This is a genomic window from Streptomyces sp. NPDC057280, from assembly GCF_042668605.1.
Classification (GTDB): domain Bacteria; phylum Actinomycetota; class Actinomycetes; order Streptomycetales; family Streptomycetaceae; genus Streptomyces.
Genome location: NZ_JBHUYR010000013.1, coordinates 100,272 through 127,167, shown reverse-complemented (window position 1 = coordinate 127,167; position 26,896 = coordinate 100,272). Strand labels below are relative to the sequence as shown.

Here is a 26,896-nt window from a genome sequence, read left to right as displayed (position 1 = left end):
GACCGATGGCTGAGCCGGTGGGCTCAGCTCACCGCCGCGAAGTTCTCGTACACCTCGTCGTCGTCGAGGGGCAGGATGCCGACCCCTCGTTCGTACTCCAGGCGCGCTGTCTCCAGAAGCCGGCGCCATGAAGTGACAGTTGGCCGCCTGCGCAGCAGTGCGCGGCGCTCCCGCTCCGTCATGCCTCCCCACACGCCGAACTCGACGCGGTTGTCGAGCGCATCGGCCAGGCACTCGGTCCGCACCGGGCATCCGGTGCACACCGCCTTGGCCCTGTTCTGCGCTGCTCCTTGAACGAACAGTTCATCCGGATCGGTAGTGCGGCAGGCCGCCTGCGCACTCCAGTCGGTTACCCAGCCCATACCGGCGCCGTCCTCTCCCGAATCGAGGCTCCCCCACGGCGGCAGCGGCATATTCACCGCCGCCAGTTGAGGACGTTACGGAAGGTGGGCACAGCGCAACACCCCCTTCGGGCCCAATCTTGAATGGCCCGAACGGACTATGCGTAAGCGGCAGATCACCCGGGGGAGTGAGCCCGCGACATGCGCGACCATCCCGGCAAAGCGGGACAGTTCTGTTGAGTCACAACGGGCACCTGGTGACACACAAGGCGGATTCGGACACGCCCCCACCAGAAAGTCGGGGAACCTCCGGAACGATTCGGGGTCGCCGGACGTATTGATACGTGGCCGCACTGCTGTGACAGTTGAGAGCAGCTTAGGCCAAGGCCTGCGCGCGTGTCCGGCGAATGAGAAGGCAGAGTCTCTCTTTGCCATGCGCTCGAAACGGCCTGTGCACTTCGTCGAACGCTCATGAGTACGGATTAGGCTGCCCCCATGTCGAAGAAGCGCTCCGGTGGCGGTCTCTCCGCCACCCAGCAGGCCGCGAAGTTCCTCGGTGTCAGCGTGCTCTCGGGAGCGGTGCTGGCCGGCATCGCCCTGCCCGCCGTCGGCGCGCTCGGACTCGCCGCCAAGGGGTCGGTCGAGAGCTTCGACGAACTCCCGGCCAATCTGAAGACGCCCCCACTGAGCCAGCGCACCACGATCCTCGACGCCAAGGGCGGCACCATCGCCACGGTCTACTCGCGTGACCGCACGGTGGTGGAGCTCAAGGACATCTCGCCGTACATGCAGAAGGCGATCGTCGCGATCGAGGACTCGCGCTTCTACCAGCACGGCGCGGTGGACCTGAAGGGCGTGCTGCGCGCCCTCAACCAGAACGCCCAGAGCGGCGGGGTGGCCCAGGGCGCGTCCACCCTCACCCAGCAGTACGTGAAGAACGTCTTCGTGGAGGAGGCGGGCGACGACCCCACCAAGGTCGCCCAGGCCACCCAGCAGACCATCGGCCGCAAGATCCGCGAGCTGAAGTACGCGATCCAGGTCGAGGAGGAGCTGGGCAAGCAGAAGATCCTCGAGAACTACCTGAACATCACGTTCTTCGGCCAGCAGGCCTACGGCATCGAGGCCGCCGCCCAGCGCTACTTCTCGACGTCCGCCAAGGACCTCACCCTCGCCCAGTCGGCGCTGCTCGCGGGCATCGTCCAGTCGCCCAGCCGGTACGACCCGGTCAACGACGAGGCGGAGGCCACCAAGCGCCGCAATGTGGTGCTCCAGCGCATGGCCGAGGTCGGCGACATCTCGCGGGCCGAGGCCGCCAAGGCGCAGAAGGAGAAGCTGGGCCTGAAGGTCAGCAAGCCGCGCAACGGCTGCATCACCGCGGTCGACGGCGCCGGCTTCTTCTGCGACTACGTACGCAATGTCTTCCTCACCGACCCGATCTTCGGCAAGTCCAAGGAGGAACGCGCCAAGATCTGGAACCGGGGCGGTCTGACGATCAAGACCACCCTCGATCCGCAGGCGCAGGACTCGGTCCAGGCATCCCTGAAGAACCACGTCTACAAGTCGGACAAGGTCGCCGCCGCGGCCACCCTCGTCGAGCCCGGCACCGGCAAGATCGTGGCGATGGGCCAGTCGAAGCCGTACGGCACCAACGCCAAGCAGCACGAGACCGTGATCAACTACTCGGTCAACTACAGCATGGGCGGCTCCAACTTCGGCTTCCCGACCGGTTCGACGTTCAAGCCGTTCGTCGCGGCGGCCGCGCTGGAGGAGGGCCGCCCGGCCGACCAGGAGTACTCGTCGCCGTACCAGATGGAGTACCCGAGCCCCGTCCAGACCTGCGACAGCAGGCCCTGGGTCAACACCAACGGCGAGAAGCTGGAGAACGAGTCGGAGTCGGAACGGGGCCCCTTCCGCCTGCGCAAGGCGATGGAGCTGTCGGTCAACACCTACTTCGTGCAGATGATCTCCGACATCGGCCTGTGCCCGGTGGTCAACATGACCAACAAGCTCCAGGTCGTGCAGGGCAACGGCGACAAGCTCCCCGAGGTCCCGGCCATCGCCCTGGGCTCCAAGGGCATCTCCCCGCTGACGATGGCCAGCGCGTACGCCGCCTTCGCCGCCCGCGGCATGTACTGCACGCCGGTCGCCATCGAGTCGATCACCCAGAAGGTCGGCCAGGAGAAGAAGTCGCTCGAGGTCCCCAAGTCGACCTGCTCGCGTGCGATGTCCGAGACGACCGCGGACACCATCAACCAGCTCCTCAAGGGCGTGGTCGACTCCGGCACCGGCAAGACGGCGGGCCTCACCGACCGCCAGAACGCCGGTAAGACGGGTACGACGGACTCCCGCAAGAACGCCTGGTTCGTCGGCTACACGCCGAACCTCTCGGGCGCCGTCTGGGTCGGCAGCGCCACCCAGAAGGTCGAGATGCACCAGATCTCCATCGGCGGCGAGTACTACGACCTCGTCTTCGGCGGCAAGGTCCCGGGCCCGATCTGGAAGGACGCCATGACCGGCGCCCTCGCGGGCAAGGACGCCCCCGGGTTCAACTACGTCGAGATCCCCGAGCACAACACCCCGGACCCCGGCAACGGAGACGGGAACGACGACGGGAACGGCAACGGAGACGGGGACAACGGAGACGGCAACGGCAACAACGGCGGCAACGGCAACGGCGGCACCGACGGAGGCGCCTTCCCGAACCCGACGATCTCGATCCCGGAGAACCTGTTCCAGGGGAACAACGGGAACGGAGGGCGGCGGGGGTAGCCGCGGAGGGAGGGGCGGCGGCTTACCGCCGCTTCGCTTCACGACGACGGCCCCTTCACCGTCGTACGGAGTTGTCTGTCTTCTCTGTACGACGGTGAAGGGGCCGGACGCGTTCTGGGGGCTGAGTGTGGGGGCTCTCGGTCAGCCGGGCCGTGAGGGCTCTCGGTCAGCCGGGCTCAGTCGGCCGCCCTGAGCCCCCCTTGCTGCCGGAGGCCTTCTCTCTCAGCCGGGGGCCTTCTCTCAGCCCCAGCCGGGGACCCTCTCTCAGCCGGGGGCCTTCTCTCAGCCCCAGCCGGGGACCCTCTCTCAGTTGGAGGCCTTCTCTCAGCCGGCCAGCAGCTTCTTCACCGTGGCGGCGACGCGGCCGCCCTCGGCGAGGCCCGCGACCTTCGGGTTCACGATCTTCATGACGGCACCCATGGCCCGCGGCCCCTCGGCGCCGGCGGCCTTGGCCTCCTCGACGGCCTGGGCGACGATGTCGTTCAGCTCGTCGTCGGACAGCTGCTTGGGCAGGTACTCGGCGAGGACCTCGCCCTCCGCCTTCTCCCGCTCGGCGCTCTCGGCGCGACCACCCTGCGCGAAGGCGTCCGCGGCCTCGCGGCGCTTCTTCGCCTCCTTGGCGATCACCTTGAGGACCTCGTCGTCAGAGAGCTCGCGCTTCTCCTTGCCCGCGACCTCTTCCTTGGTGATCGCGGCGAGCGTCAGCCGGAGCGTCGAGGAGCGGAGCTCATCGCGCTCCTTGATCGCGGCGTTGAGGTCTTCCTGCAGCTTCGACTTGAGCGTGGTGGTCATGGGTCCGATTCTCGCAGGTGTACGACGCGGGACGCCCGTGCATTTACGGGACCGCGGACGTCTGGTCAAGGGGACGCCCACGGTCTGACACGATGGAGGCATGCGCGCGCGATACGGAGTTCCCTTGGGAATGGCGGCGGTTGGCGCCGCCGGCTTGCTCTACTCGGCGGGATTCGAAGCCCGTTCCTTCCGCCTGCGACGGGTGACGGTCCCCGTCCTCCCCGCCGGCATGCGGCCCCTGCGCGTGCTCCAGGTCTCCGACATCCACATGGTCGGCGGCCAGCGCAAGAAGCAGCGCTGGCTGCGGTCGCTGGCGGGGCTGCGCCCGGACTTCGTGATCAACACGGGCGACAACCTGTCGGACCCGGAGGGCGTGCCGGAGGTCCTGGACGCGCTGGGCCCGCTGATGGAGTTCCCGGGGGCGTACGTCTTCGGCTCCAACGACTACTACGGCCCACGCCCCCGCAACCCCGCCCGCTATCTCCTGGAGAAGGCCAGCGGCCGGCACGGCCTGAACGGCAACCCGCCCGCGGTAAGCGTGGTCCACAACCCGTGGGAGGACCTGCGGGACGGCTTCGACGCGGCGGGCTGGCTCAACCTGACGAACACGCGCGGCACGTTGAAGGTCGAGGGTGTGTCGGTGGAGCTGACGGGACTGGACGACCCGCACATCAAGAGGGACCGGTACGCGGAGGTGGCGGGCGGTCCCTCGTCCGCGGTGGACTTCTCGATGGGTGTGGTGCACGCGCCGTACCTGCGCGTCCTCGACGCGTACGCGGCCGACGCGTACCCGCTGATCCTGGCGGGCCACACGCACGGCGGCCAGCTGTGCATCCCGTTCTACGGCGCCCTCGTCACCAACTGCGATCTCGACACGGACCGGGTGAAGGGTCTGTCGACGCACACGGCGGAGGGCAGGACGTCGTATCTGCACGTCTCGGCGGGCTGCGGCACGAACCGGTACACACCGGTGCGGTTCGCTTGTCCGCCGGAGGCTACGTTGTTGACGTTGGTGGGGCGGGAGTAGGGCGGTCGTCGGCTGGCGGGCTGGCGGCTTGGCCGACTGGCCGACTGGCCGACTGGCCGACTGGTGGCTTGGCCGACTGGCGGCTTGGCCGCTTGGCCGCTTGGCCGCTTGGCCGCTTGGCCGCTTGGCCGCTTGGCCGCTTGGCCGCTTGGCGGAACAACGGGGTGGCGGCGGGTCGGTCGGGTTGGCGTCGCGGACCGCGGGTGAGGGTGCGGGCCGTTGCTGACCGGGGCTGGGAGGCTGAGCGGGGCCTGAGCGGGGCTGGCCGGGGTTGAGCAGGGCCGACCGGGGTTGAGCGGGTTGAGCGGGGCTGGCCGGGGCTGGCCGGGGCTGACCGGGGTTGAGCAGGGCCGGCCGGGGTTGAGCGGGTGATTAACCCGCACGGCCCGCCCGTATCGCCCCTTTTGTCGCCCCTGCTTAGCGTGAGGGCATGACCGCCCCGATACCCAGGGACATCCCGGACCTCCCCGCGGTCCCGGGTGCACCCGCGCTGCTGCCCTCCCCCGTCCCCGCCGCGGCGGTGGTGGCCCCCGTACGCCGCCCGCTGGCCGCCACGTACCGCCTGCTGGTCGCCCTCGCGGCCACCGCGGCGGTGACGATCGACCTGCTCCTGGGCAGCCCGACGCGCGTTTTGAGCTACTTCACGATCCAGAGCGCCGCCCTGCTGGCGCTGGTCTCCGCGGCGTCGGCCCGCAGGGCCTGGACCGCACGCCGCCCGCTGCCGGCCGGCCTGACCGGCGCGACGCTCCTCTACGTCCTCCTGACGGGGCTGGTCTACCACCTGCTCCTGGCGGACACGACGACACCGTTCTCGATGACGGACGCGGCCGAGCCGACGGGCTGGGCGAAGATCACGAACGTGGCCCTGCACACGGCGCTGCCGATCGCGGCGACGCTGGACTGGCTGCTGCTCACAGCCCCGGGCCGCCTGCGCCTGCGGCATGCGGCGACCTGGCTGCTGTTCCCGCTGGCCTACCTGGCCTTCTCCTTCACACGGGGTGAGCTGCTCGTCCCCGGCACCCCGGCCCGCTACCTCTACCCGTTCCTGGACGTCGACGTGCACGGCTACAAGACGGTCCTGGGCAACGCCCTGCTCCTGGGCCTCTCCTTCTACGCCCTCGCCGTCCTCCTCGTAGCCCTCGACCACATCCGCCCGAACCCCCTCCGCCATCGCGCCCACCACCGCGCGAAAACCGGATTTCGTCTCCAGCCACCAGTGGGCTAAAGTAAACGACGTCGCCGCGACAAGCAGGAACAGCAGCGACATCGGGGTGTAGCGCAGCTTGGCAGCGCGCTTCGTTCGGGACGAAGAGGTCGTGGGTTCAAATCCCGCCACCCCGACAGCCAAAACAGCAGGTGAGGCGCCTACCGGTTTCGTAGGTGCCTCACCTGTTTCTGCGTGTGCGGGGTGGACTGCTCGTCGCGGTGGGGACGCTTCGGTGCTGCTTGCGGGGTCGGGCCGTCAGGGTCGGTGGTGTAATGAGCGAAGGTGATCGGCGTATAGCGGACCTCGAGTCCACGTCGTGCCCGTCGTCCTTGCTCTGGCCAATCCGCCGGGATAGCGGGACGTATGGCTCGATCCCTCGGTCTTCGAGGACCTCGATCAGGTCTCGGGGAACTCGCCGTTCTGCACCACCGTGAGACGGTCATTGGTTCTGAAGGCGCATCCGAATCACAGGTCCGAGTTTCCGAGTCCGCGCGCCGGCTTCGTTCTGGCGTGGCGTTTTGCGGAGCAGGAAGCGGTGACGTGGGGTGCCGCGGGGCTTCGGGCGCTCTGTCGTTCGGCTGGTGTTGCCCGGGCGGCCGTAGCCTTGGGGCGCAGGAAGTGAACCGATGAGCCCGTTAAGGACGTCCACCCGATGATCATCTTTGGCACCAAGGGATATCTGTACCAGCTCGCGATACTCACGCTGGTCTGCGGCGGCTGTGGCAACCCCGCCGCTCACACCCTCCGGAAGCGCGTCACGAAGTTCACGCTGTTCTTCGTGCCGTTGTTCCCCATCTCGACCAAGTACGCGACGCAGTGCACCTTCTGCGGCACGGAGGTGAAGATCGGGAAGGAGCAGGCCGAGCAGCTTCAGGCGCAGGCGGCGGGTGCTGCCGCCCCGTACGGGCAGGGCCAGGGGCAGGGGCAGGGGTACGGGCAAGCCCAGCAGCCTTATCAGTCCTGAGTCGGCGTCGACCCCGGCGGTGTCGACCCCGTGCTTAGCCTCTCAGTGGATGACGTCCGAGTGCGGGTCGGGGTGCTTGTGCAGGTCCAAGCCCGTTGTGCCCTCCCTCTCCCTGCCCGGCAGCAGTCGCATGTCGTGGTCGTAGTCGCCGCCTGTGAGGGTGCGGAAGGGGATCGGGGGGTCCGTGAACAGGGTGTCCAAGCGGCGGGCGTAGGCCTCGCGGGCGGGGGCGTAGCGCTCGGGGGGCATGCGGTCCGTGTCGTAGACCGCGAAGGGTTCCAGCGGGGTCATGCCGGTGAACCAGAACAGGCCGTGCTGGAGCGGGTGGAGGACGTCGGTGAGGCGGCCGTGGATGCCCCGGTCGGAGAAGGCCGTCTCCCTCGCGCCGAGCGTCACCGAGAGCAGGGCCCGGCGGCCGGCCAGCGCGCTGCCGGTGTCGTCGTACGGTGGCGGGACCTTCGGGCCGTAAGCGAAACCGCTCGTGAAGACGCGGTCGATCCAGCCCTTCAGGATCGCGGGGGCCGAGAACCACCACATCGGAAACTGGAAGACGACCGCGTCCGACCAGCGGATCTTCTCCTGTTCCGCGGCGATGTCCGGGGCCAGGCGGCCGGACAGTGTGGCCTCCTCCGAGTCGCGCATCACGTGCAGGCGGCGTCGTCCTCGGTGGCCGTGGTCCGGGTAGTCGTTCGTGTCGACCGTCGGGTTCCACTTCATCGCATACAGGTCGGAGAGCCGGACGTCGTGGCCCGCCGCGCGCAGGTGGTCTACGGCGAACCTGGTCAACGCCGCATTCAGGGAGCGGGGTTCGGGGTGGGCGCTGACGATCAGGATCTTCTTCTTCATGCCGTTCATGCCGTTCATGCCGTTCATGCCGTTCGTGGAATTCATGGGGGTCATGGAGCTCATGCCGTCACGGTCTCCCGGTGGGCAGCGGCCTAGCCAGAACCCTCCTTGACCGGTGGAATGCGAATCCTGGTATTGCGAGGACCAGCCTGAGGCACGCGGATACTGGGACGCATGGACGGGATCTACGACAGCCGGCGCGCCCTCGGTGGGTTTCTGCGGGCCCGTCGGGGGCGGGTCGCCCCGGAGCGGGCCGGGGTGGCCGGGGGCGGGCGGCGGCGGGTGCGGGGGCTGCGGCGGGAGGAGCTGGCCCAGCTCGCCGGGATCAGCGTGGACTACTACGTCCGCCTGGAACAGGGGCGGGCCACGGCGCCGTCCGCCGAGGTGCTCGACGCCCTGTCCCGTGCGCTCGGTCTCGACGCGGCGGAGCGGCGGCATCTGGACACCCTGGCCGCCGGGCGGCCCGACCCCGTGCCGCGGCAGCGGATCGGGCCGGGGCTGCGGCGGGCGCTGGACGCGATGGACGGGCTGCCCGTTTTCGTGACCAACCACCGGCTCGACGTCGTTGCCTGGAACCGGCTGGGGGCCGCGCTCATGGGTGGTCTGGACGTGCCGGGGCGGCGCGACCTCAACAACGCCCGGTTCGTGCTTCTGGACCCTGCCGCGCGGGACCTCCATCCCGACTGGGAGGACCGGGCCGCGGAGGCGGTCGGGCAGCTGCGGGTCGCTGCCGGGCGTCATCCCGACGACGCCGAACTGACCGGGCTCATCGCCGAACTCGCCGAGCGCAGTGCGGAGTTCCGGCGGATCTGGGACTCCGGTGAGGTCACCATGTGCGCGGCCGGGCGCAAGCGGGTGCGGCATCCCGCCGTCGGGGTGCTGGAGTTGGACTTCGAGACGTTGCATGTGCCGGCCGCGCCCGGGGAGTCCGGGCTGGTGCTGCATGTGTTCAGCGCGGCGGAGGGCAGTCCTGAGGCTGCCGCGCTCAGCAAGCTGCTCGCCTAGTCACCAGCGAGCTGCTCGCCTGTCACCAGCGAGTTGCTCGCCTGTCACCAGCGAGTTGCTCGCCTGGTCACCAGCAAACTGCTCGTCTGGTCAGTTGTTCCAGGTCTCGTCGTACGGGTCCGCGGGCGTCGCCACCGGGCGGGCCGACGTCACCTTCAGATAGGGGATCGGGCCGTTGTTGACCGGGTCCTTGGTGCGCTCGGGCGTGTAGGTGCCGGTGGCCTCCAGCCAGGCGTCCGGTCTCAGCACCGGCGGGATCTTGCCGTTCAGGGCGATCTTCACCGGCTGGGCATCCGCGGCACAGCAGTTCAGGGCCATGCGGACCAGGTAGGGGTGGCCGGCTCCGTCCAGGGCGACGAAACCGGTGATCTTGATCTCGCGGCCGCGCAGCTCACGGCCGTGGTCGTAGACGGCACGGCCCGCGTAGTCGGCCACTCCGAGGCGCAGCGGGCCGGTGGCGGGGAGGTCCTCGTAGCCGTATGCCTGCTGGAGTGCCGTACCGGAACGCATCGCGCTGTAGGAGCCGAGGGCGGGTGGGGCGACGAGGACGAGGGCGAGGAGGGGGAGGACCAGGAGCCAGGAGACGCGGGGTTCGCGGTGGTTGTGGTCCGCGTGGTCGTCCTGGTCCGCGTGGTCGTCTTGGTGCGCATGGTCGTCCTGGTCCGCGTGGTGGGCGCTTCGGCGCTCGTACCACAGGGTCGCCAGTGCCGCCGCGATCAGGACCGCGCCGGACAGCAGGAGCAGGGGGCGCAGGCCTGCCTTGACGTAGCGCAGGTACAGGTCGGTGGAGCCCGCGTGCAGCAGGGTCGCGCCGAGCAGGAACATGACCGCCGACTGGGCGTGCCGGTTCACAGCAGCACCGCCCCCGTCAGCACCGCCACCAGGACGGCGAGGGCGAAGGTGGCGGGCGCGAAGCGGAGCGCGAAGCCGCGGCCGAAGGTGCCCGCCTGCATCGCGAACAGCTTCAGGTCGATCATCGGGCCGACCGTCAGGAACGCCAGCCGTGCCGTGAGCGAGAACTGCGACAGCGACGCCGCCACGAACGCGTCCGCCTCCGAGCAGATCGACAGCAGTACGGCGAGGACGGCGAGGGCGAGGACGGACACCACCGGGTTGCCGGCCGCCGCCCGCAGCCATTCCTGCGGTACGACCGCCTTCAGCGTCGCCGCCGCCATCGCGCCGATGACCAGGAAACCGCCGGCGTGCATCACGTCGTGCCGCACCGAACCCCAGAACGCCGCTCCCTTGCCCTGCCCCTCGTACGAGGCACGGGCCGGGGGCCGCAGCCAGTCCGCGCGGCCGAGGCGCAGCCACAGCCAGCCCATCGCGCACGCCACCAGCAGGCCCGCGACCAGGCGGCCGAGCACCATCTCCGGGTTGCGCGGGAAGGCGACGGCCGTCGCCGTCAGCACCACCGGGTTGATCGCCGGGGCGGAGAGGAGGAAGGCGAGGGCCGCGGCCGGGGTGACGCCGCGTCGGACCAGCGCGCCCGCCACCGGCACCGACGCGCACTCGCAGCCCGGCAGCACCGCGCCCGCCACGCCCGCGACCGGCACCGCCAGCGCCGGGTTCTTCGGCAGGGCGCGGGCGAAGAACGACGCCGGCACGAACACCGCGATCGCCGCCGACAGCAGGACGCCGAGCACGAGGAACGGCAGCGCCTGCACGGTCACCGCCACGAAGACCGTCATCCAGCTCTGCATCACCGGGCTGGCCAGCGCGCCGCGGATGGGGCCCTGGAGGAGGAGAGTCAGGAGCAGGAGCATCGTGAGCAGGAGCGGGGAGTTCAGGTGGCGGGCTTGCTCGTCGCCGCCCTTGCCCTTGCTCTCGCCCTCACCCTCGCCTTTGGGCGCCGGCTGCTCGGACTTCGGGGGTGGCGTCGGTTCCGCCGCCGCGGGCGGGGCTTCTTCGGTGATCGCCACGGGTGAGGTACCTCCGGTGGTGCGCGAGGGCGTGGGGTGCACGTGGATTTCCCTCCCCTTCAGTACGGGGGGTGCGAGGTGCGCGTTCAGCTCGTGCCGGTCGCTGTTGGCCGCCGTGGGTTGCTATTGGCCGCTGTCGGTGGCTGTCGGTCGCTTCTGGAACCACCCGTCTCGTTGAGGCAGTCTTTTCCCTCGTGGCGAGCCTTCCGAATCAGAGTCCGCAGGGTCAACAAGGTCAGCAGAGTCGGCAGGGGGACACGGCCGCGCACATGGTGGTGTGCGGGGACGACGGGCTCGCCCATCGGCTGGCCGCCGAGTTGCGGGGCGTGTACGGGGAGCAGGTCACGCTCGTCGTACCGGCGTCCGAGCGGACGGTGCGGCCGCCCGTGGTCGGGCGGGCCCGGGCGGCGTCGGCGGCGCTGCTCGACCGGATGGTGAGCGCCGCCGCCGGGCGGACCGGCGGGAGTGAACCCGTCGGCGGGGAACGGCTGGTGGAGGCCGCGGAGGCTTCGGAAGCCGTGCTCGCCGACGCGGGTGTGGAGCGGGCCGCGGCGCTGGCGCTCGTGTACGACGACGACGAGACCAACATCCGCGCCGCGCTGACCGCCCGTCGTCTCAATCCACGGCTGCGGCTCGTACTGCGGCTCTACAACCGGAGGTTGGGGCAGCACATCGAGGAACTGCTCGATCAGGCGGCCGCGTTGGCCTCCGGCGGCGGCCAGGGTGGCGGTGCCGGTGACGGGGTTTTCGACGCCTCTACGACCGTGTTGTCCGACGCCGATACCGCCGCGCCGGCGCTCGTGGCCTCCGCGGTCGCCGGGACCAGCAAGGTCGTGCAGACGGACGGGTTGTTGCTGCGGGCGGTGGAGCGGCCGCCGGGGGATGCCCGTGGGGCCGGGCTTGCCACGCTGGCCTTGCTGTCCGGGACCGGAAATGGGACCGGGAACGGGGCTGGCAACGGGGCTGGCAATGGGGCCGGTGACGGGGTCGGCAACGGCGTCGCCGGAGAGCAAGGGCCCGAGTTGCTGCCGGATGCCGAGGCCGTACGCGCGTCGGGTGGGCGCGGGACCGTCGTACTGGAGCAGGTGTCGTACGCCGGACCGCCGCTGCCCGCCGGGCGGGGCGGGGGGATCGTGCCGCCGTTCGCCTCGTTGTTCTCGCGGCGGTTGCGGTGGTCGTTGGCCGGGCTCGTGGGGTGTGTGGCCGCGCTCGCCCTCGCGCTGTCGGTGGTGACCGGTGAGCATCCGCTGTTCGCCACCTACGAGACGCTTCTGGATCTCTTCGCCATCAACGATCCCGCGCTCGGGGCGCCGATCGGGCGGCAGATCCTGCAACTCCTCACCGGGCTCGTGGGGTTGTTGCTGCTCCCGGTGCTGCTGGCCGCGGTGCTGGAGGCGCTCGGGACCTTCCGGTCCGCGTCGGCGCTGCGGAAACCTCCTCGGGGGCTGGGTGGACATGTGGTGCTCCTCGGGCTCGGGAAGATCGGTACGCGGGTGCTCACGCGGTTGCGGGAACTGGACATTCCTGTGGTGTGTGTCGAGTCGGGGGCGGAGGCGCGGGGGCTTGCGACGGCTCGGCGGTTGCGGGTGCCGGTGGTGCTCGGGGATGTGACGCAGGAAGGGGTGCTGGAGGCGGCGAAGATCCATCGGGCGCATGCGCTGTTGGCCGTGACCAGTTCGGATACGACGAACCTCGAGGCCGCCTTGTATGCGCGGTCCGTGCGGCCCGATCTGCGGGTGGTGTTGCGGCTGTACGACGACGACTTCGCGACGGCGGTGTACCGGACGCTGCGGGCTGCGCATCCTCGGGCGTCGACGCGGAGTCGGAGCGTTTCTCATCTGGCCGCGCCCGCGTTCGCCGGGGCGATGATGGGGCGGCAGATCCTCGGGGCGATTCCTGTGGAGCGGCGGGTGTTGTTGTTCGCGGCGATGGAGGTGGGCGGGCATCCGCAGTTGGAGGGGCGGACTGTGGGGGAGGCGTTTCGGGCGGGGGCGTGGCGGGTGTTGGCGTTGGACACGGCTGCGGGTGGGGAGCGGGCTGGGGCGGAGCCGGCTGTGGAGGGGGCGTACGAGGAGGGGGCTGTGCCTTCGGGGTTGGTGTGGGAACTGCCGCACAACTATGTGCTGAAGGGGTCGGACCGGGTGGTGTTGGCGGCTACGCGGCGGGGGTTGGCGGAGTTGTTGGGGCGGCGGGCGCGGGACGGGGCGTTGAGCTGAGGCGGCTTGGCTTGGGGGACCCGGGACCCGGTGTCGGAGCTGAGGCGGCTTGGCGGTCCCCCGGCGTGGCGCTGAGCGGCGGCTTGTCTGCCACCCGGCGTGGGGGCTGGGCGGGGGTGGGTCTCGCTCGCCCGCGCTGGCGGGGTGCCGCTGCGCCCACCCGTGCCGCCCCAGCGGCACGACTGCCCGCAGCGGCGGCGAGTGGGTGGCGGACGCTGCTGGGGTGGGCGCCGGCCCAGCAGCGCGACTGACCGCAGCGGCGGCGGAGAGGCGGCTGGCGTGCCCGGGCGGGTGCAGCGGCGGCGAGTGAGTGGCGGACGCTGCTCGGGTGGGCGCCGACCCAGCAGCGCGACTGACCGCAGCGGCGGCGGAGAGGCGGCTGGCGTGCCCGGGCGGGTGCAGCGGCGACAAGTGGACGGCGGACGCTGCTCGGGTGGGCGCCGACCCAGCAGCGCGACTGCCCGCAGCCAGGCAGGCACACAGGCAGGTGCCGCTAGTGGGCTGGGCGCCGACCCAGCGCTCGGCTGCCCGCGGCCAGGCAGGTCGACAGCCGGCTGCCGCTGCTCGGCTGGGTACGGGCCCGGCGGCACTGCTGACCGCAGACGAGTAAGCAGTCAGCCAGCTGCCGCTGTCCGAGTGGGCGCCGGCCCTTGTGGTGCGGCTGTCCGGCAGCCGTGCCGATCGTGGGGCGGCGCCCCGGCGGGGTTAGGCAGGGGTGGGGCTGTTGTTCAAGTGGCGGGCTGCGAAGTCCAGTTCCAGCCTTACCTGCTTGATCCTCTCGTCCACCACCAACGAACCGTGGCCCGCGTCGTAGCGGTAGACCTCGTGGGTCGCCCCCCTTGTCTCCAGGCGCTTCACATAGTTGTCGATCTGGCGGATCGGGCAGCGGGGGTCGTTGACGCCGGCCGAGATGTAGACCGGGGCCTTGACCTGGTCGACGTAGGTGAGGGGGGACGAGGCCTCGAAGCGGTCCGGGACTTCTTCCGGGGTGCCGCCCAGGAGCGTGCGGTCCATGGCCTTCAGCGCTTCCATCTCGTCGTGGTACGCCGTGACGTAGTCGGCGACCGGGACCGCCGCGATGCCGAGGGTCCACGCGTCGGGCTGGGTGCCGAGGCCGAGGAGGGTGAGGTAGCCGCCCCAGGAGCCGCCGGTGAGGATCAGGCGGGTGGGGTCGGCGAGGCCGGACGTCACCGCCCATTCACGGACCGCCGCGATGTCCTCCAGCTCGATCAGGCCGACCCGGTGCTTGAGGGCGTCCGTCCAGGCGCGGCCGTAGCCCGTCGAGCCGCGGTAGTTCACTCTGACCACCGCGTAGCCGTGGTCCACCCAGGCCGCCGGGCCCGCCGCGAAGGCGTCGCTGTCGTGCCAGGTCGGGCCGCCGTGGATGTCGAAGACCGTGGGGAGCGGACCCGTCGCGCCCGCCGGCTTCTGGACCAGGGCGTGGATGCGGCCGCCCGGGCCCTCCACCCACACGTCCTCCACCGGCACCGAGCCGGGGGATTTCATGCCTGGCGGGTCCAGCACCACCGCGCCGGTCGTGGAGCGGACCGTCGAGGGCTGCGCCGCCGACGACCAGAGGTACTCCACGCTGCCGTCGGGGCGGGCCGTCGCGCCGGAGACCGAGCCCGCCGGGGTGGGGATCTTCACCAGCACGCGGGTGGTCAGGTCGTAGCGGAACAACTCGCTGCGGGCCTCGAAGCTGTGGGCGATGAGCAGCCCCGTGCCGTCCGGGTACCACTCCGCGCTGACGTCGCCCGGCAGGTCGAGGGCCAGGTCCGTCTCCTCCCCCGAGGCCACGTCCCACACCAGCGGCTCCCAACGCCCCCGGCGCTGATGCCCGATGAGCAGGCGGCTGTCCCCGTCGACCGGCGCGAAGCCCAGCACCTCCAGGCCCAGTTCCTCGGTGCCGCCCTTGGTGTCGTCCAGCTCGGCGACCGGTGTGCCGTCGAGGCGGACCACGCGCAGCGCCGAGTGCATCGCGTCGCCGTGCTCGGTGTGCTCCAGGGCGATCAGCGAGCCGTCGTGGGAGAGGTCGCCGACGCCCGCGGACTCGCGATGCCGGTAGATCTCCACCGGGGGTTCCGACGGGGACTCCGGCAAGGGCTCCGAAGGTGACTCCGACGGGGACTGTGCCGTACGGACGACGTAGATCGTCGTACCGTCCTCGTCCGTCGAGCGGCCCACCACCGCCGTGCGACCGTCGCGGCCGAGAGCCAGGCCCGCCGGGTAGGAGGCGTCGAGGCCGGGGGCGGCCGGTTCGTCCGGGCCGCCCTCGAACGGCTGGCGGCGCCAGACGCCGAACTCGTCGCCGTCCTTGTCGTCGAACCACCAGATCCACGCGCCGTCCGGGGTCAGCACGCCGTCCGTCGTGCCGTTCGGCCGGTCGGTGACCTGGCGCTGGGCGCCGGTGGCCCGGTCCCAGGCGTACAGCTCGTACGTCCCTGTCGCGTTCGACACGAACAGGGAGCGGTCCGGGGCGTCCTCCGCCCAGTCCGGCAGGGAGACCCGGGGCGCCCGGAAGCGCTTCTCCCACTCCGGCATCGCTTCCCGCCGTTCGCTCGCGACACCCTGCAGGTCACTCTGTTCGTTCTGTCCGGGCGCGGCGGACCCGTTGCTCTCAGTCATGGGCCCATACTGCCCGCCCGCACAGACAATTCACGGGCGGGGTGCACAGCCTGTGGACAACTCATTGCCTGTGGACAACCTGGCCGACCCCGCGGACCGAGGCTTCCCGGCTGCCCCGTACCGTTGAGGTGTGTACCGGTTTCTGCTGACGCCCCGTTGGTGGGGGATCAACGTCTTCGTGCTGCTCGCCATCCCCTTCTGCGTGTTCATGGGGTCCTGGCAGCTGAGCCGCTTCGAGGAGCGGATGCAGGACCACGACCGGGCGACCACGCAGGCCGCGGCCAATGAGCGGGAGGCCGCCGCGCCGCTGGCCGAGCTGCTGCCGGTGGACCAGGAGACCTCCGGACGGCAGGCCACGGTGAGCGGGCGATACGGCAAGCAGTTGCTGGTGCCGGGCCGGGAGCTGGACGGCCGGCGCGGGTTCTATGTGCTGACGCTGCTGCGCACCGACGGGGGCAAGGCGCTGCCGGTGGTGCGGGGCTGGCTGCCGGGGGACGCCGACCCGGCGAAGGCGCCGGCCGCGCCGAAGGGTGAGGTCACCGTCACGGGCGCCTTGCAGGCGTCCGAGCAGCCCGGTGAGAACGGGGTCAGCGCACGGGGCGGGCTGCCCGCGGGGCAGACCTCGGCGATCAGCGCGGCCTCTTTGGTGAACCTGGTGTCGTACGACGTGTACGACGCCTGGGTCACCCTGGACAAGGCCGATGCCGGGATGAAGGCGGTGCCCGCGAGCGCGCCGGCCGACAGCGGGCTGAACCTGAAGGCCTTCCAGAACCTCGGCTACACCGGCGAGTGGTTCGTGTTCGCCGGGTTCGTCGTCTTCATGTGGTTCCGGTTGCTGCGGCGCGAGGTCGAATTCGCCCGGGACGCGGAGCTGGGCCTGGTGCCCGAGGTGAGCGAGCAGCGAGCGGCTGTCTGACGCCGACCGGCATCAACCACGATCACCGGCATCGTCAAAGGCCTCCGCGGACCACGCGCATACGCACGCGCAGGCCGTCGGCGACGTCACGACGCCGCCAGCACGCCCGTCCAGTAGACCGTCCCCGCGCACGCGTTGTTCACCGTCGTCGTGGCCGCCGCCACCCCGCCCTCGGCGGAGTTGGTGATGGTCACGCTGCCGTCCGCTGTGCCGCCGTCCTCCCTGACGAGCTGGGTGGTGGTGCCGGTGTCGCCGCCGGTGGAGGTGCCCTCCGTGGTGGTGCCGGTCTCGCTCGGGGTCGGGTCCGGGGTCGGGTCGGGATCCGGGGACGGGTCGCCGCCCTCGACGGGGCAGGTCTCCGAGGGGACCCAGGCGAACTTCACGTCGTAGGAGGCGCCGGGCTGGAGGACCAGGGAGGCGAGTTCCGTGGACGGGTCCGGGAGGGAGGCCGCGGCGTCACCGGCGGTGTGCCGGGCCTGGCCGACCTTGGAGTAGTCCGCCGCTCCCGCCACCGCGAGGGTGATCGAGCCGGGGCCCGCGATCGTGCAGGCGGCCGTGGCGGTGTTGGTGTAGCGGAACGTGCCGTAGACCACGCCGGAGGCGTCCGGGGCGGCGGAGGTGGCCGTCGCCGAGCCGAGGTCCGTGGCCGTACAGACGGGGACGCCGACGGTGCTGGCCGCGGACGGGTCGCCGGCGCCGGCGCTGCCGCCGCCGGTGGAGGAGCCCTTGCTGTCCTTGTCGCCCTTGTCCTTGTCCTCGGCCTTGCCGGAGCCGCCTCCGGAGGTGGACTCGCCGCCGTCGGGGTTCTTGCCCTGGCTCGCGCCCCCCTGGGCCTGTGAGGAGAGGCCGGCGTTCTGCGGGTCGGCGCCGGAGCCGGTGGCCCCGGAGACGTGCAGCAGGGCCGGGACGGCGGTGCCGATGAAGAGCGCCGCGGCGGCCATGCCCACGAGGGCCTGTCGCTTGCGGGCCCGGCGGGCGGGCACCGCCAGCCGCAGATGGTCCAGCGTGCCGTCGCGCGGTTCGATCTCCTGGACCGCCTGGTGCAGCATGCGGCGCAGTGCCAGCTCGTCCGAGTCGAACCCTTCGTGGGGGCTCTGGTCGTCGAGGCCGTGGTTCACAGTTCCGTTCCCAGCGTGTGATTGCTTCGGGGTGTCCTGCCCGTCCCCGCCCGGCTCGTGCCAGTCGAAGGGGCGGTGCAGGTGGCGCCGCCCGTCCCGGCCTTCGTGGTCCCCGCTCATGCCGGTGCCTCCATGGCGACGCGCAGCGCGGCGATGCCGCGGGAGCCGTACGCCTTCACCGAGCCCAGGGAGATCCCGAGGGTCTCGGCGACCTGTGCCTCGGTCATGTCCGCGAAGTAGCGCAGGACGAGGACCTCACGCTGGCGGCGCTGGAGTCCCTTCATCGCCTTGATGAGGGAGTCGCGCTCCAGCTGGTCGTACGCCCCCTCCTCGGCGCTCGCCATGTCCGGCATCGGCTTGGACAGCAGCTTCAGTCCGAGGATGCGGCGGCGCAGGGCCGAGCGGGAGAGGTTGACGACCGTCTGGCGCAGGTACGCGAGCGTCTTGTCGCGGTCTCGGACGCGTTTGCGCGCGGAGTGGACGCGGATGAAGGCCTCCTGGACGACGTCCTCGCAGGAGGCGGTGTCGTCGAGGAGGAGGGCGGCGAGACGCAGCAGGGAGCTGTAGTGCGCCCGGTAGGTCTCGGTGAGGTGGTCGACGGTCGTGCCGGCCGCCGTGACGTCCTCGGCGCCGTCGCGCTGGTTCGGAATGCGGGCGGGCCGCGCTGCGGGCATGGGCGCGATCACCGGCATGCCGCCGGGCGCGCCGGGCATGCGGGGTCGTAGGGCTGCGGGGCGGGGCCGAAGGGCCGTACCGCCACGTGCCGCGCTGAAGTCGAGTACCTCTGCCACGCCAGTTGGACACGCTTCCCCCCGGCAGGGTTGTACGTGCCGCGTGTCACTTTTGCGTCATCTCTCGCGACCGGCCCTCTGGTGTCAGGCAGCACAACCGACCGTGCCTCGAACGCCCTCATGCCTACCCGCTCTTCCCCTGTGTCCCGAATGATCGAGGTGTCCCCACACCCCGTACCGCATCCCCGCAACCCCTGAAGGGCGTTCGCAAAGACGCTCCCCGCCCTGCACGCGGTTGCGGAGGGCGGGGAGGAAAATCTTCGGACGACAACGACGTCCGCAGCAAGTGGTCCGGACCATCGACCGGCTCACACTTGGTTCACAGATCTTACAAACGGGTCGGCTTCAGCGGCCCGTGAATTCGGCCGCGACCAGCTCGGCGATCTGTGCGGTGTTCAGCGCCGCGCCCTTGCGCAGGTTGTCGCCGCACACGAAGAGTTCGAGGGCGGTGGGGTCGTCGAGCGCCCGGCGCACCCGCCCCACCCAGGTGGGATCGGTGCCGACGACGTCGGCCGGCGTCGGGAACTCCCCGGCCGCCGGGTTGTCGAACAGCACGACGCCCGGCGCGGTGGCGAGGATCTCCCGCGCCTTGGCGACTGTGACCTCGCCCTCGAAGCGGGCGTGGACGGTCAGCGAGTGCGTGGTGACCACCGGGACCCGCACACAGGTGACGGCGACGGGCAGTTCGGGCAGGCCGAGGATCTTGCGGGACTCGTCCCGCACCTTCATCTCCTCCGACGACCAGCCGTCCTGGCGCAGCGACCCGGCCCACGGCACGACGTTCAGCGCGACCGGCTCCGGGAACGGGCCGGTGTTGTCGCCCACGGCCCGGCGTACGTCCCCGGGGTGCGTCCCCAGTTCCGTGCCGGCGACCAGGGCGAGCTGCTGCCGCAGGGTCTCCACGCCGGCGCGACCGGCCCCGCTCACCGCCTGGTACGACGACACCACCAGCTCGCGCAGCCCGAACTCGGCGTGCAGCGCGCCCAGGGCGACGATCATCGACAGCGTGGTGCAGTTCGGGTTGGCGATGATGCCGCGCGGCCGCACCCGGGCGGCGTGCGGATTGACCTCGGGGACGACGAGGGGCACCTCCGGGTCCATCCGGAAGGCGCCCGAGTTGTCCACGACGATCGCCCCGCGCGCCGCGGCGATCGGCGCCCACTGCGCGGAGACCTCGTCGGGTACGTCGAACATGGCGACGTCGACCCCGTCGAAGGCCTCCTCGGTGAGGGCCACGACCTCGACCTGCTCGCCGCGCACGGCCAGCTTGCGGCCGGCCGAGCGCGGCGAGGCGATCAGGCGGATCTCGCCCCAGATGTCCGCGTGCTGGGACAGGATCTGGAGCATGACCGTGCCGACGGCTCCGGTCGCTCCCACGACCGCGAGCGTCGGGGGGCTGGTCATCGCCCGGTGCCTCCGTAGACGACGGCCTCGTCGCTGTCGGAGTCGAGCCCGAAGGCGGTGTGGACGGCACGGACGGCCTCGTTGACGTCGTCGGCGCGGGTGACGACCGAGATGCGGATCTCGGAGGTGGAGATCAGCTCGATGTTCACGCCCGCCTCGGACAGTGCCTCGAAAAAGGAGGCGGTGACGCCCGGGTTGGTCTTCATGCCGGCGCCGACCAGGGAGATCTTGCCGATCTGGTCGTCGTAGCGCAGCGAGTCGAAGCCGATGCCCGCCTTCTGCTTCTCCAGCGCGTCGATGGCCTTGCGGCCCTCGGTCTTGGGGAGCGTGAAGGAGATGTCCGTCAGGCCGGTGGAGGCGGCGGACACGTTCTGCACGATCATGTCGATGTTGATCTCGGCGTCGGAGATCGCCCGGAAGATCGTCGCGGCCTCGCCCGGCTTGTCCGGCACGCCGACGACCGTGATCTTGGCCTCGGAGGTGTCGTGCGCGACACCGGAGATGATGGCCTGCTCCACCTTCTTGTCCCCTTGCTCGATGGGCTCGCTGCTGACCCAGGTGCCCTGCAGCCCGCTGAAGCTGGACCGGACGTGGATCGGGATGTTGTACCGGCGGGCGTACTCCACACACCGGTGGAGCAGCACCTTGGAGCCGGACGACGCCAGCTCCAGCATGTCCTCGAAGGAGATCCAGTCGATCTTCTTCGCCTTCTTCACCACGCGCGGGTCGGCGGTGAACACGCCGTCCACGTCGGTGTAGATCTCGCACACCTCGGCGTCGAGGGCGGCGGCCAGCGCCACGGCCGTGGTGTCGGAACCACCGCGGCCGAGCGTGGTGATGTCCTTCTTGTCCTGGCTGACGCCCTGGAAGCCCGCGACGATGGCGATGTTGCCCTCGTTCACCGAGTCGCGGATGCGGCCGGGCGTGACGTCGATGATCCGCGCTTTGTTGTGGACCGAGTCGGTGATGACACCCGCCTGGCTGCCGGTGAACGACTGGGCCTCGTGGCCCAGGTTCTTGATCGCCATGGCCAGCAGGGCCATGGAGATACGCTCTCCGGCGGTCAGCAGCATGTCGAACTCACGCCCGGCAGGCATCGGGGATACCTGCTCGGCGAGATCGATCAGCTCGTCCGTCGTGTCGCCCATCGCGGAAACGACGACGACCACCTGGTGGCCGTTCTTCTTCGCTTCCACGATCCGCTTGGCGACGCGCTTGATGCCCTCGGCATCGGCTACGGAGGAGCCTCCGTACTTCTGCACGACAAGGCCCACGTGCGCTCCTCGCTCAGTCAGTCACTATCCGCACATACGTATATGTACTGCGGTCGGCTCAGTCTAACGAGCGTCCGAAATCGACCTTCGTGAAACCACATGGTGAGACCCGGACGCCCAGCACGACCCTGCCCACCCGGACGATGAACACTCGGCAAAGTGGGCCAGGTCACCCGTTGACGCTCTCCGTAGCCGGGCGCTAACTTCGCGTCGTCGTCGCCACACCAGGAGCACGAGGCTCCATCGGGACTAGCGACGCGCGAAGGATTCCCTTCCCTTGACGACTGCGACCGTCTCCGAGATCCAGCACGTCACTCCCGCCGGCCTCTTCGAGGTCCGCCCCTTCACCCCGCACTGCGAGGTCATCCGCGCGGCCGGCGACCACGCCGTGATCGGGGTCTCCCCCGGCAACAGCTACTTCTCCGCCCGCCGGGTCCTGGACCTGGCCCGCTGGGCGCTGGCCCGCTTCGACCGGGCCGACTTCGTCTACACCGACCTGTACGTGGCCGAGATGTACGAGGCCTCCGGCTATCCGGCCGACGACGCGCGCCGCAAGGCGGTGAAGAACCTGCGCGGGGTGCGCGCGAAGGTGCAGGCCGCCGTCCAGGCGGCGGACCCCGGCGGAACCCGGCTGCACGCCCACGCCATGTCGGACCTGCGGGCCGTGCCCGCCTACCGCGACCTGCACACCCATCTCACCGCCCGCCTCACCACCGACGACGAGTTCCGCACGACCTGCGAACAGCTCGTCGGCACCTTCCTGGCCGGCAAGGTGACGGAGGTGACCGAGGCGCAGCGCCAGGTCTGCATGGCGTACGTCTGCGCCGAGGCCCCGCTCTTCCTGGACACCCCGGCGATCCTGGGCGTCCCGTCCTCCCTGAACTGCTACCACCAGCTGCTGCCGATGGCCGAGCTGCTGTACGCGCCCGGCGCCGGCCTGCGCGCCTCCCGCAACCAGGGCCACGCGATCGTGACGCCCGCCGAGGAGGTGCGCGTTGTCCGCTGACACCCTCATCGACTTCCCGTTCTCCTGGCGCGGCGACCGACTCCCGTCAGAGGTGGCGGAGTTGCGGTCCACGGCCCCGGTGCGCCGGGTCCGCACCATCGCCGGTGACGAGGCCTGGCTGGTCTCGTCGTACGACCTCTGCAAGCAGGTCCTCGAAGACCCGCGCTTCAGCCTCAAGGACACCTCGGCGCCCGGCGTGCCCCGGCAGTACGCGCTGACGATCCCGCCCGAGGTCGTCAACAACATGGGGAACATCACCGGCGCCGGGCTGCGGAAGGCCGTACTGAAGGCCCTCAATCCGAAGTCGCCGGGACTGGTCGACTGGATGCGGGCGTACGCCGGTCAGCTCGTCGACGGGCTGGTGCGCGAGGGCGCGCCCGTGGATCTGCGGGGCCGTTTCGCCGACCCGTACTCGGCCGGCATGCACTGCCGCGTCCTCGGCATCCCGCAGGCGGACGCGCCCCGGCTGATGCGGAGCCTGGACATCGCGTTCATGAACTCGGCGTGCCCGGTGGCCGGGGCCCGGCTCAACTGGGACCGGGACATCGCGTACATGACCGAACGGCTGGACGACCCGGCGACGACCGGCCTGATGGCCGAACTGGCGGCCCTGCGCACCGCCCCCGACTACGCGCACCTCACCGACGAGATGCTCGCGACCGTCGGCGTCACGATGTTCGGTGCGGGGGTCGTCTCCACGGCCGGGTTCCTGACCATGGCCCTGGTCTCGCTGCTCCAGCACCGGGAGCTGCGGACCGAGCTGCTCGCCGACCCCGGGAAGATCCCGGCGGCCGTGGAGGAGCTGCTGCGGATCAACCTGTCGATCGGGGACGGGCTGCCGCGGCTGGCGCTGGCGGACGTGCGGCTGGGGGAGGTGGACGTGTCCGCGGGTGAGCTGGTCCTCGTCCTCGTCGAGGGCGCGAACTTCGACCCGGCCGCGTTCCCCGACCCGCACACCGTCGACCTCACCCGGCCCAACAGCGCCGCGCATCTGTCCTTCGGCGGCGGCCGGCACTACTGCCCCGCCACCGCGCTCGGCCGGCGGCACGCCGAGATCGCCCTGGAAGTACTGCTGGAGCGGATGCCACAGTTCCGCCTGGCGGTGCCGATCGAGCAGTTGGTGTGGCGGACGGGCTTCATGAAACGCCTGCCGGAACGGCTCCCGGTCATGTGGTGACCGTGTGCTGAGCGGCTCGGTGACCGGCCGTCTTTAAACTTCAAGCACTAGGGTGCGGCTGTGCGCGTACTGCTGGTGGAAGACGATGAGCCGGTCGCCGAGTCGCTCCGGCGCGGACTGCTGCGTTACGGCTTCGAGGTGGCCTGGGTCACCACGGGCGGAGCGGCCCTCGGGCACGAGGAGCCCTACGACGTCGTACTCCTGGATCTCGGTCTGCCGGACACCGACGGCCTCGACGTGTGCAAGGCGCTGCGCGAGCGCGGGAACGTGCCGATCATCGTGATCAGCGCGCGCAGCGACGAGACGGACCGGGTGGTCGGCCTGGAGCTCGGCGCGGACGACTACGTCTCCAAGCCGTTCGGGGTGCGGGAGGTCATCGCGCGGATAAGGGCGGTGATGCGCCGCGTCCAGCCGCGCACCGAGCCCGCGGCGGCCGGTCCCGACCGCTACGGCACCCGCCTCACCATCGACCGCAAGGCGGCCCGGGTCCGGCTGGACGGCGAGGAGGTGGCCCTCACCCCCAAGGAGTACGACCTGCTGGCCTTCCTCACCGAGGAGCCGGGCGCGCTGATGTCGCGCGAGCAGATCATGGAAGCGGTCTGGGACGCGAACTGGTTCGGCCCGACGAAGACCCTGGACGTCCATGTGGCGGCCCTGCGCCGGAAGTTGGCGGGTGCCGTCACCATCGAGGCGGTGCGGGGCGTCGGCTTCCGGCTGGAGATCGCGCGGGACTCCGCGGCCTCATGAACCGGCAACTGATCCGCAGTTACATCCTGCTCGTCGCGGTGGCGATCCTGCTGTTCACGGTGCCGGTGGCCTTCACGCTCACCAGCCAGCTGCGGGACGACACCAAGCAGTCCGTCCTGCGTGAGGCGAACACCATGGCGCTGCTGCTGGGCAACGGGGACCGGATCTCGTGCGAGGCCCTGTCCGAGGTGGCCAAGGCGTACGGCCGCAAGACCCCGGGCCGGGTCCAGGTGACGCCCACCAGCGCCTGCGTCCCGGATCTGCCGGAGCCCGTCGCGGACACGGCGCTGTCGCAGGCCGTGGAGCACAACAGGACGACCACCGACTGGGGTTCGGACTTCATCTGGGGCACGCATCTGACGGTCACCGTCCCCGCGCAGGGCGAGGCGGGCGTACGGATCGTGTACTCGACCTCGGACATGACGCGGCGGCTCTGGCAGATCTGGGGCTTCCGGGCCGCGCTGGCGGTCCTGGTGCTGGCCGCCGCGGCCGCGATCGGCGCGTACGCCGCCCGCCGGATCACGGCGCCCCTGCGCCAACTCAACGACATGGCGAGCAAGTTCAGCGACGGCGACCTGACCGCGCGCTCGCCGGTGACGGGCCCGCCGGAGACCCAGACGCTGGCCCGCACCCTCAACCAGGGCGCGGAACGCCTGGACACCCTGGTCGCCTCGCAGCGCATCTTCGTGGCAGACGCCTCCCACCAACTCCGCACGCCCCTCACGGCGTTGCGGTTGTCCCTGGACAACATCGCGGACGGCGTGGACGACGAGTTCGTACGGGAGGACGTGGAGCAGGCGACGGCCGAGGTGGTCCGGATGAGCCGCCTGGTGAACGGACTGCTGGTGCTGGCGCGGGCCGAGGCGAAGGTGTCGGCCGCGGAGCCGCTGCCGCTGCGGGACATCGTGGCCGAACGGCTCGCGGTGTGGAGGCCGGCCGCCGACGAGCGCGGAGTCACCATCGCGCTGGGGGAAAATTCCGTCGACGGCCGGCTGCTTGTGCTGGCCAGTCCCGGCCATCTGGACCAGGTCCTGGACAACGTGCTCTCCAATGCCCTGGAGGTGTCGCCGGACGGGGCCACGATCACGGTCTCCTACGAGCCGCAGGGCGACGAGATCCTGCTGACCGTGCGGGACCAGGGCCCGGGCATGTCCGACGCGGAGAAGCCCCGCGCCTTCGACCGCTTCTGGCGCGGCCAGGGTCTGACGGGGCGCTCCGGGTCAGGGCTCGGCCTTGCCGTCGTGAAGCAGTTGGTGACGGACGACGGCGGGACCGTGGCTCTGGCGGACGCGCCTGGTGGTGGACTGGAGGTCCGGCTCACCCTTCGGGCATCACCGAAGAGTGGTGGTTGACGATCTTCCACGTGCCGCCGCGCTTCTCGTACTCGTACGTGTAGCGGGCCTTCACGAGGCGCTTGGCGCCGGTGTCGGGATCGGTGAGCGTGAACTCGTACACGCCCGCGTCGAGGGCGGAGTCGGAGTCGAGGACGTTGATGTGCGTCTCGACCTTCTTGCCGACCGGCTTGTTCTTGAGGAAGTGCTCGAAGTAGTCGACGATGCCGGCGTGGTCGGTGCGGACCTTGTTGGAGACGGTGGGCAGAAGGACGGCGTCCTTGGCGTACCGGTCCGCGACCACCTCCGGGTCGCCGGTCTTCAAGGCCGCGTTCCAGCCGTCGAAGAGGGCGGCGATCTCGGCCGTGGCGGGCTTCTTGCCGTACCTCTGCTTCTCCGGCCCGGCGACCCCGACCCCGGCGGCGAAGGTGCCGACGGCGACGAGGGCACCGGCGGTGATGACGGCGACACGCTTGGTTATCGGGCGAGGGGTCATCTCATCTCCAGTGCGGGCGAGGGGGGTTGGCTTCCGGTGCGGGTTCGGTTCCCCGCTTCGGAAGTGACTCCAGATTCGCCCGGCACCGGTTAGGGTCCGTGCAGCCGTCGTACAGGGGAGATCCAGAAATGACCCAACTCACGCAGGGTGCTTGATTGATCACGTGTGGCGTGCTGGCCGGCATCGTGCTGCTCGGCTCCTCCGTCCAGTGGCTCACCGGCATGGGCTTCGCCCTGGTGGCCGTGCCCGCCCTGATCCTGCTGCTCGGACCGGCGCAGGGGGTGGTGCTCGCCAACTGTGCGTCGGGGGTCATCTGTGTCGTGGGGTTGGTGGGCGGGTGGCGGCGGGTGCGCCCGGCCGCGATGGTGCCGTTGTGCGTGGCGGCGGCCTGCACGGTGCCCGCGGGCGCCTGGCTGACCCGCCAACTCCCGCCCCCCGTCCTCCTGTTGGTCATGGGCGCACTGGTGACCGTCGCCGTCCTGCTCGTCATGCGCGGCGCTCGCCTCCCCGCCCTGCGCGGCACGAAGGGCGCCGTGGCCGCGGGGGCGGCGGGCGGGTTCATGAACTCCGCGGCGGGCGTCGGCGGACCGCCGATATCCCTGTACGCCCTCAACGCGGAGTGGACGGTACGGGAGTTCGTGCCGAACGCGATGTTCTACGGCGTGGTCGTCAACGCCTTCTCGGTGGCGGCGAACGGGGTCCCGGAGCTGAGCCCGCCCAGGTGGGTCGCGGTGGTCGCGGCCATGGGAGTGGGCGGAGTCATCGGCAGGACGCTCGCCTCCCGCATCCCCGAGCGGCGGGCCCGGCAGCTGGTGCTGCTGCTCGCGCTGACGGGCGGGGTGACAGCGGTGGGCAAGGGGTTGTGGGGGTTGTGGGGGCTGTGATCAGCGAACTGCCGGCGGACGAGCCTCCCCCCACGTCC

23 protein-coding genes and 1 tRNA gene are annotated in these 26,896 nt (G+C 70.7%); 13 read left to right on the top strand and 11 right to left on the bottom strand.

Features of this window, described 5'->3' with window-relative positions; translation table 11 throughout:
- Positions 1-23 precede the first annotated feature (23 nt).
- Positions 24-362, bottom strand: coding sequence for a transcriptional regulator WblA (gene wblA, locus ACFUO4_RS41485; RefSeq protein ID WP_179143393.1), 339 nt, complete (start codon positions 360-362; stop codon positions 24-26).
- 474 nt (positions 363-836) lie between these two features.
- Between wblA and ACFUO4_RS41480 the strand changes: the two genes are divergently transcribed.
- On the top strand, positions 837-3,110 hold the full coding sequence (locus tag ACFUO4_RS41480) for a transglycosylase domain-containing protein (RefSeq protein WP_383495277.1): 2,274 nt from the start codon (positions 837-839) through the stop codon (positions 3,108-3,110).
- Positions 3,111-3,434: 324 nt separating this feature from the next.
- Here ACFUO4_RS41480 and ACFUO4_RS41475 read toward each other — a convergent pair whose 3' ends face one another.
- Positions 3,435-3,902: a GatB/YqeY domain-containing protein gene (locus ACFUO4_RS41475; protein WP_079309344.1), complete on the bottom strand. Its 468-nt coding sequence runs from the start codon at positions 3,900-3,902 to the stop codon at positions 3,435-3,437.
- Between the two features lie 100 nt (positions 3,903-4,002).
- Here ACFUO4_RS41475 and ACFUO4_RS41470 point away from each other — a divergent pair, with 100 nt between their 5' ends.
- The 4 genes from ACFUO4_RS41470 (at position 4,003) to ACFUO4_RS41455 (ending at position 7,100) form a co-directional block, all read left to right on the top strand.
- Positions 4,003-4,929: a metallophosphoesterase gene (locus tag ACFUO4_RS41470; protein WP_079309345.1), complete on the top strand. Its 927-nt coding sequence runs from the start codon at positions 4,003-4,005 to the stop codon at positions 4,927-4,929.
- 430 nt (positions 4,930-5,359) lie between these two features.
- Positions 5,360-6,154 (top strand): Pr6Pr family membrane protein, encoded by a 795-nt coding sequence (locus ACFUO4_RS41465; protein ID WP_383495273.1) that lies wholly within the window; start codon positions 5,360-5,362, stop codon positions 6,152-6,154.
- Between the two features lie 42 nt (positions 6,155-6,196).
- A tRNA-Pro gene (locus ACFUO4_RS41460) sits at positions 6,197-6,270 on the top strand.
- A gap of 518 nt (positions 6,271-6,788) precedes the next feature.
- Entirely contained in the window at positions 6,789-7,100 is a 312-nt protein-coding gene (locus ACFUO4_RS41455; protein WP_383495270.1) for a zinc-ribbon domain-containing protein, read from the top strand.
- Positions 7,101-7,142: 42 nt separating this feature from the next.
- Here the strand turns inward: ACFUO4_RS41455 and ACFUO4_RS41450 are convergent, their stop codons facing one another.
- Positions 7,143-7,946 (bottom strand): NAD(P)H-dependent oxidoreductase, encoded by an 804-nt coding sequence (locus tag ACFUO4_RS41450; RefSeq protein WP_383495434.1) that lies wholly within the window; start codon positions 7,944-7,946, stop codon positions 7,143-7,145.
- A 174-nt stretch (positions 7,947-8,120) separates the two neighbouring features.
- On the opposite strand from ACFUO4_RS41450, the gene ACFUO4_RS41445 reads away from it, so the two are divergent.
- Positions 8,121-8,951 carry a helix-turn-helix domain-containing protein gene (locus ACFUO4_RS41445; RefSeq protein ID WP_383495267.1) on the top strand — a complete coding sequence of 277 codons (831 nt, stop codon included), beginning with the start codon at positions 8,121-8,123 and terminating at the stop codon, positions 8,949-8,951.
- Positions 8,952-9,041: 90 nt separating this feature from the next.
- On the opposite strand, the gene ACFUO4_RS41440 is transcribed toward ACFUO4_RS41445, so the two are convergent.
- Both ACFUO4_RS41440 and ACFUO4_RS41435 read right to left on the bottom strand, forming a co-directional pair.
- On the bottom strand, positions 9,042-9,803 hold the full coding sequence (locus tag ACFUO4_RS41440; protein WP_383495264.1) for a TIGR03943 family putative permease subunit: 762 nt from the start codon (positions 9,801-9,803) through the stop codon (positions 9,042-9,044).
- Positions 9,800-10,741 (bottom strand): permease, encoded by a 942-nt coding sequence (locus ACFUO4_RS41435; RefSeq protein ID WP_383495431.1) that lies wholly within the window; start codon positions 10,739-10,741, stop codon positions 9,800-9,802. The genes ACFUO4_RS41440 and ACFUO4_RS41435 overlap by 4 nt, the downstream gene beginning before the upstream one ends.
- Positions 10,742-11,142: 401 nt before the next feature.
- Here ACFUO4_RS41435 and ACFUO4_RS41430 point away from each other — a divergent pair, with 401 nt between their 5' ends.
- Positions 11,143-13,089, top strand: a complete 1,947-nt coding sequence (locus tag ACFUO4_RS41430) for an NAD-binding protein (RefSeq protein ID WP_383495261.1) — start codon at positions 11,143-11,145, stop codon at positions 13,087-13,089.
- 705 nt (positions 13,090-13,794) lie between these two features.
- Here ACFUO4_RS41430 and ACFUO4_RS41425 read toward each other — a convergent pair.
- Complete coding sequence (locus ACFUO4_RS41425; protein WP_383495258.1) at positions 13,795-15,714, bottom strand: prolyl oligopeptidase family serine peptidase; 1,920 nt, start codon at positions 15,712-15,714, stop codon at positions 13,795-13,797.
- 130 nt (positions 15,715-15,844) lie between these two features.
- Between ACFUO4_RS41425 and ACFUO4_RS41420 the strand changes: the two genes are divergently transcribed.
- Positions 15,845-16,630, top strand: a complete 786-nt coding sequence (locus ACFUO4_RS41420) for an SURF1 family protein (RefSeq protein WP_079309369.1) — start codon at positions 15,845-15,847, stop codon at positions 16,628-16,630.
- Between the two features lie 86 nt (positions 16,631-16,716).
- On the opposite strand, the gene ACFUO4_RS41415 is transcribed toward ACFUO4_RS41420, so the two are convergent.
- The 4 genes from ACFUO4_RS41415 to ACFUO4_RS41400 all read right to left on the bottom strand — a co-directional run bounded on the left by ACFUO4_RS41415 (position 16,717) and on the right by ACFUO4_RS41400 (position 21,217).
- Positions 16,717-17,868 carry a hypothetical protein gene (locus ACFUO4_RS41415; RefSeq protein ID WP_383495255.1) on the bottom strand — a complete coding sequence of 384 codons (1,152 nt, stop codon included), beginning with the start codon at positions 17,866-17,868 and terminating at the stop codon, positions 16,717-16,719.
- Positions 17,865-18,440, bottom strand: a complete 576-nt coding sequence (locus ACFUO4_RS41410; RefSeq protein WP_079309383.1) for a SigE family RNA polymerase sigma factor — start codon at positions 18,438-18,440, stop codon at positions 17,865-17,867. The genes ACFUO4_RS41415 and ACFUO4_RS41410 overlap by 4 nt, the downstream gene beginning before the upstream one ends.
- 444 nt (positions 18,441-18,884) lie before the next feature.
- Complete coding sequence (locus ACFUO4_RS41405) at positions 18,885-19,943, bottom strand: aspartate-semialdehyde dehydrogenase (RefSeq protein ID WP_079309371.1); 1,059 nt, start codon at positions 19,941-19,943, stop codon at positions 18,885-18,887.
- The gene (locus ACFUO4_RS41400) at positions 19,940-21,217 is read right to left on the bottom strand and encodes an aspartate kinase (RefSeq protein WP_079309372.1); all 1,278 of its coding nucleotides are present in this window, start codon (positions 21,215-21,217) and stop codon (positions 19,940-19,942) included. The genes ACFUO4_RS41405 and ACFUO4_RS41400 overlap by 4 nt, the downstream gene beginning before the upstream one ends.
- A 277-nt stretch (positions 21,218-21,494) precedes the next feature.
- Here ACFUO4_RS41400 and ACFUO4_RS41395 point away from each other — a divergent pair, with 277 nt between their 5' ends.
- The 4 genes from ACFUO4_RS41395 to ACFUO4_RS41380 are packed head-to-tail and all read left to right on the top strand — an operon-like array spanning position 21,495 to position 25,499.
- Positions 21,495-22,223, top strand: a complete 729-nt coding sequence (locus tag ACFUO4_RS41395; protein ID WP_383495251.1) for a tRNA-dependent cyclodipeptide synthase — start codon at positions 21,495-21,497, stop codon at positions 22,221-22,223.
- Positions 22,213-23,400 carry a cytochrome P450 gene (locus ACFUO4_RS41390; protein ID WP_383495248.1) on the top strand — a complete coding sequence of 396 codons (1,188 nt, stop codon included), beginning with the start codon at positions 22,213-22,215 and terminating at the stop codon, positions 23,398-23,400. The genes ACFUO4_RS41395 and ACFUO4_RS41390 overlap by 11 nt, the downstream gene beginning before the upstream one ends.
- A 60-nt stretch (positions 23,401-23,460) precedes the next feature.
- Positions 23,461-24,147: a response regulator transcription factor gene (locus tag ACFUO4_RS41385; RefSeq protein WP_079309374.1), complete on the top strand. Its 687-nt coding sequence runs from the start codon at positions 23,461-23,463 to the stop codon at positions 24,145-24,147.
- Complete coding sequence (locus ACFUO4_RS41380; RefSeq protein WP_383495244.1) at positions 24,144-25,499, top strand: sensor histidine kinase; 1,356 nt, start codon at positions 24,144-24,146, stop codon at positions 25,497-25,499. The genes ACFUO4_RS41385 and ACFUO4_RS41380 overlap by 4 nt, the downstream gene beginning before the upstream one ends.
- Here ACFUO4_RS41380 and ACFUO4_RS41375 read toward each other — a convergent pair.
- The gene (locus tag ACFUO4_RS41375; protein WP_383495241.1) at positions 25,465-25,974 is read right to left on the bottom strand and encodes an SgcJ/EcaC family oxidoreductase; all 510 of its coding nucleotides are present in this window, start codon (positions 25,972-25,974) and stop codon (positions 25,465-25,467) included. The genes ACFUO4_RS41380 and ACFUO4_RS41375 overlap by 35 nt on opposite strands.
- 155 nt (positions 25,975-26,129) lie before the next feature.
- On the opposite strand from ACFUO4_RS41375, the gene ACFUO4_RS41370 reads away from it, so the two are divergent.
- Positions 26,130-26,858 (top strand): sulfite exporter TauE/SafE family protein, encoded by a 729-nt coding sequence (locus tag ACFUO4_RS41370; RefSeq protein WP_383495238.1) that lies wholly within the window; start codon positions 26,130-26,132, stop codon positions 26,856-26,858.
- The last annotated feature ends 38 nt before the right edge of the window (positions 26,859-26,896 follow it).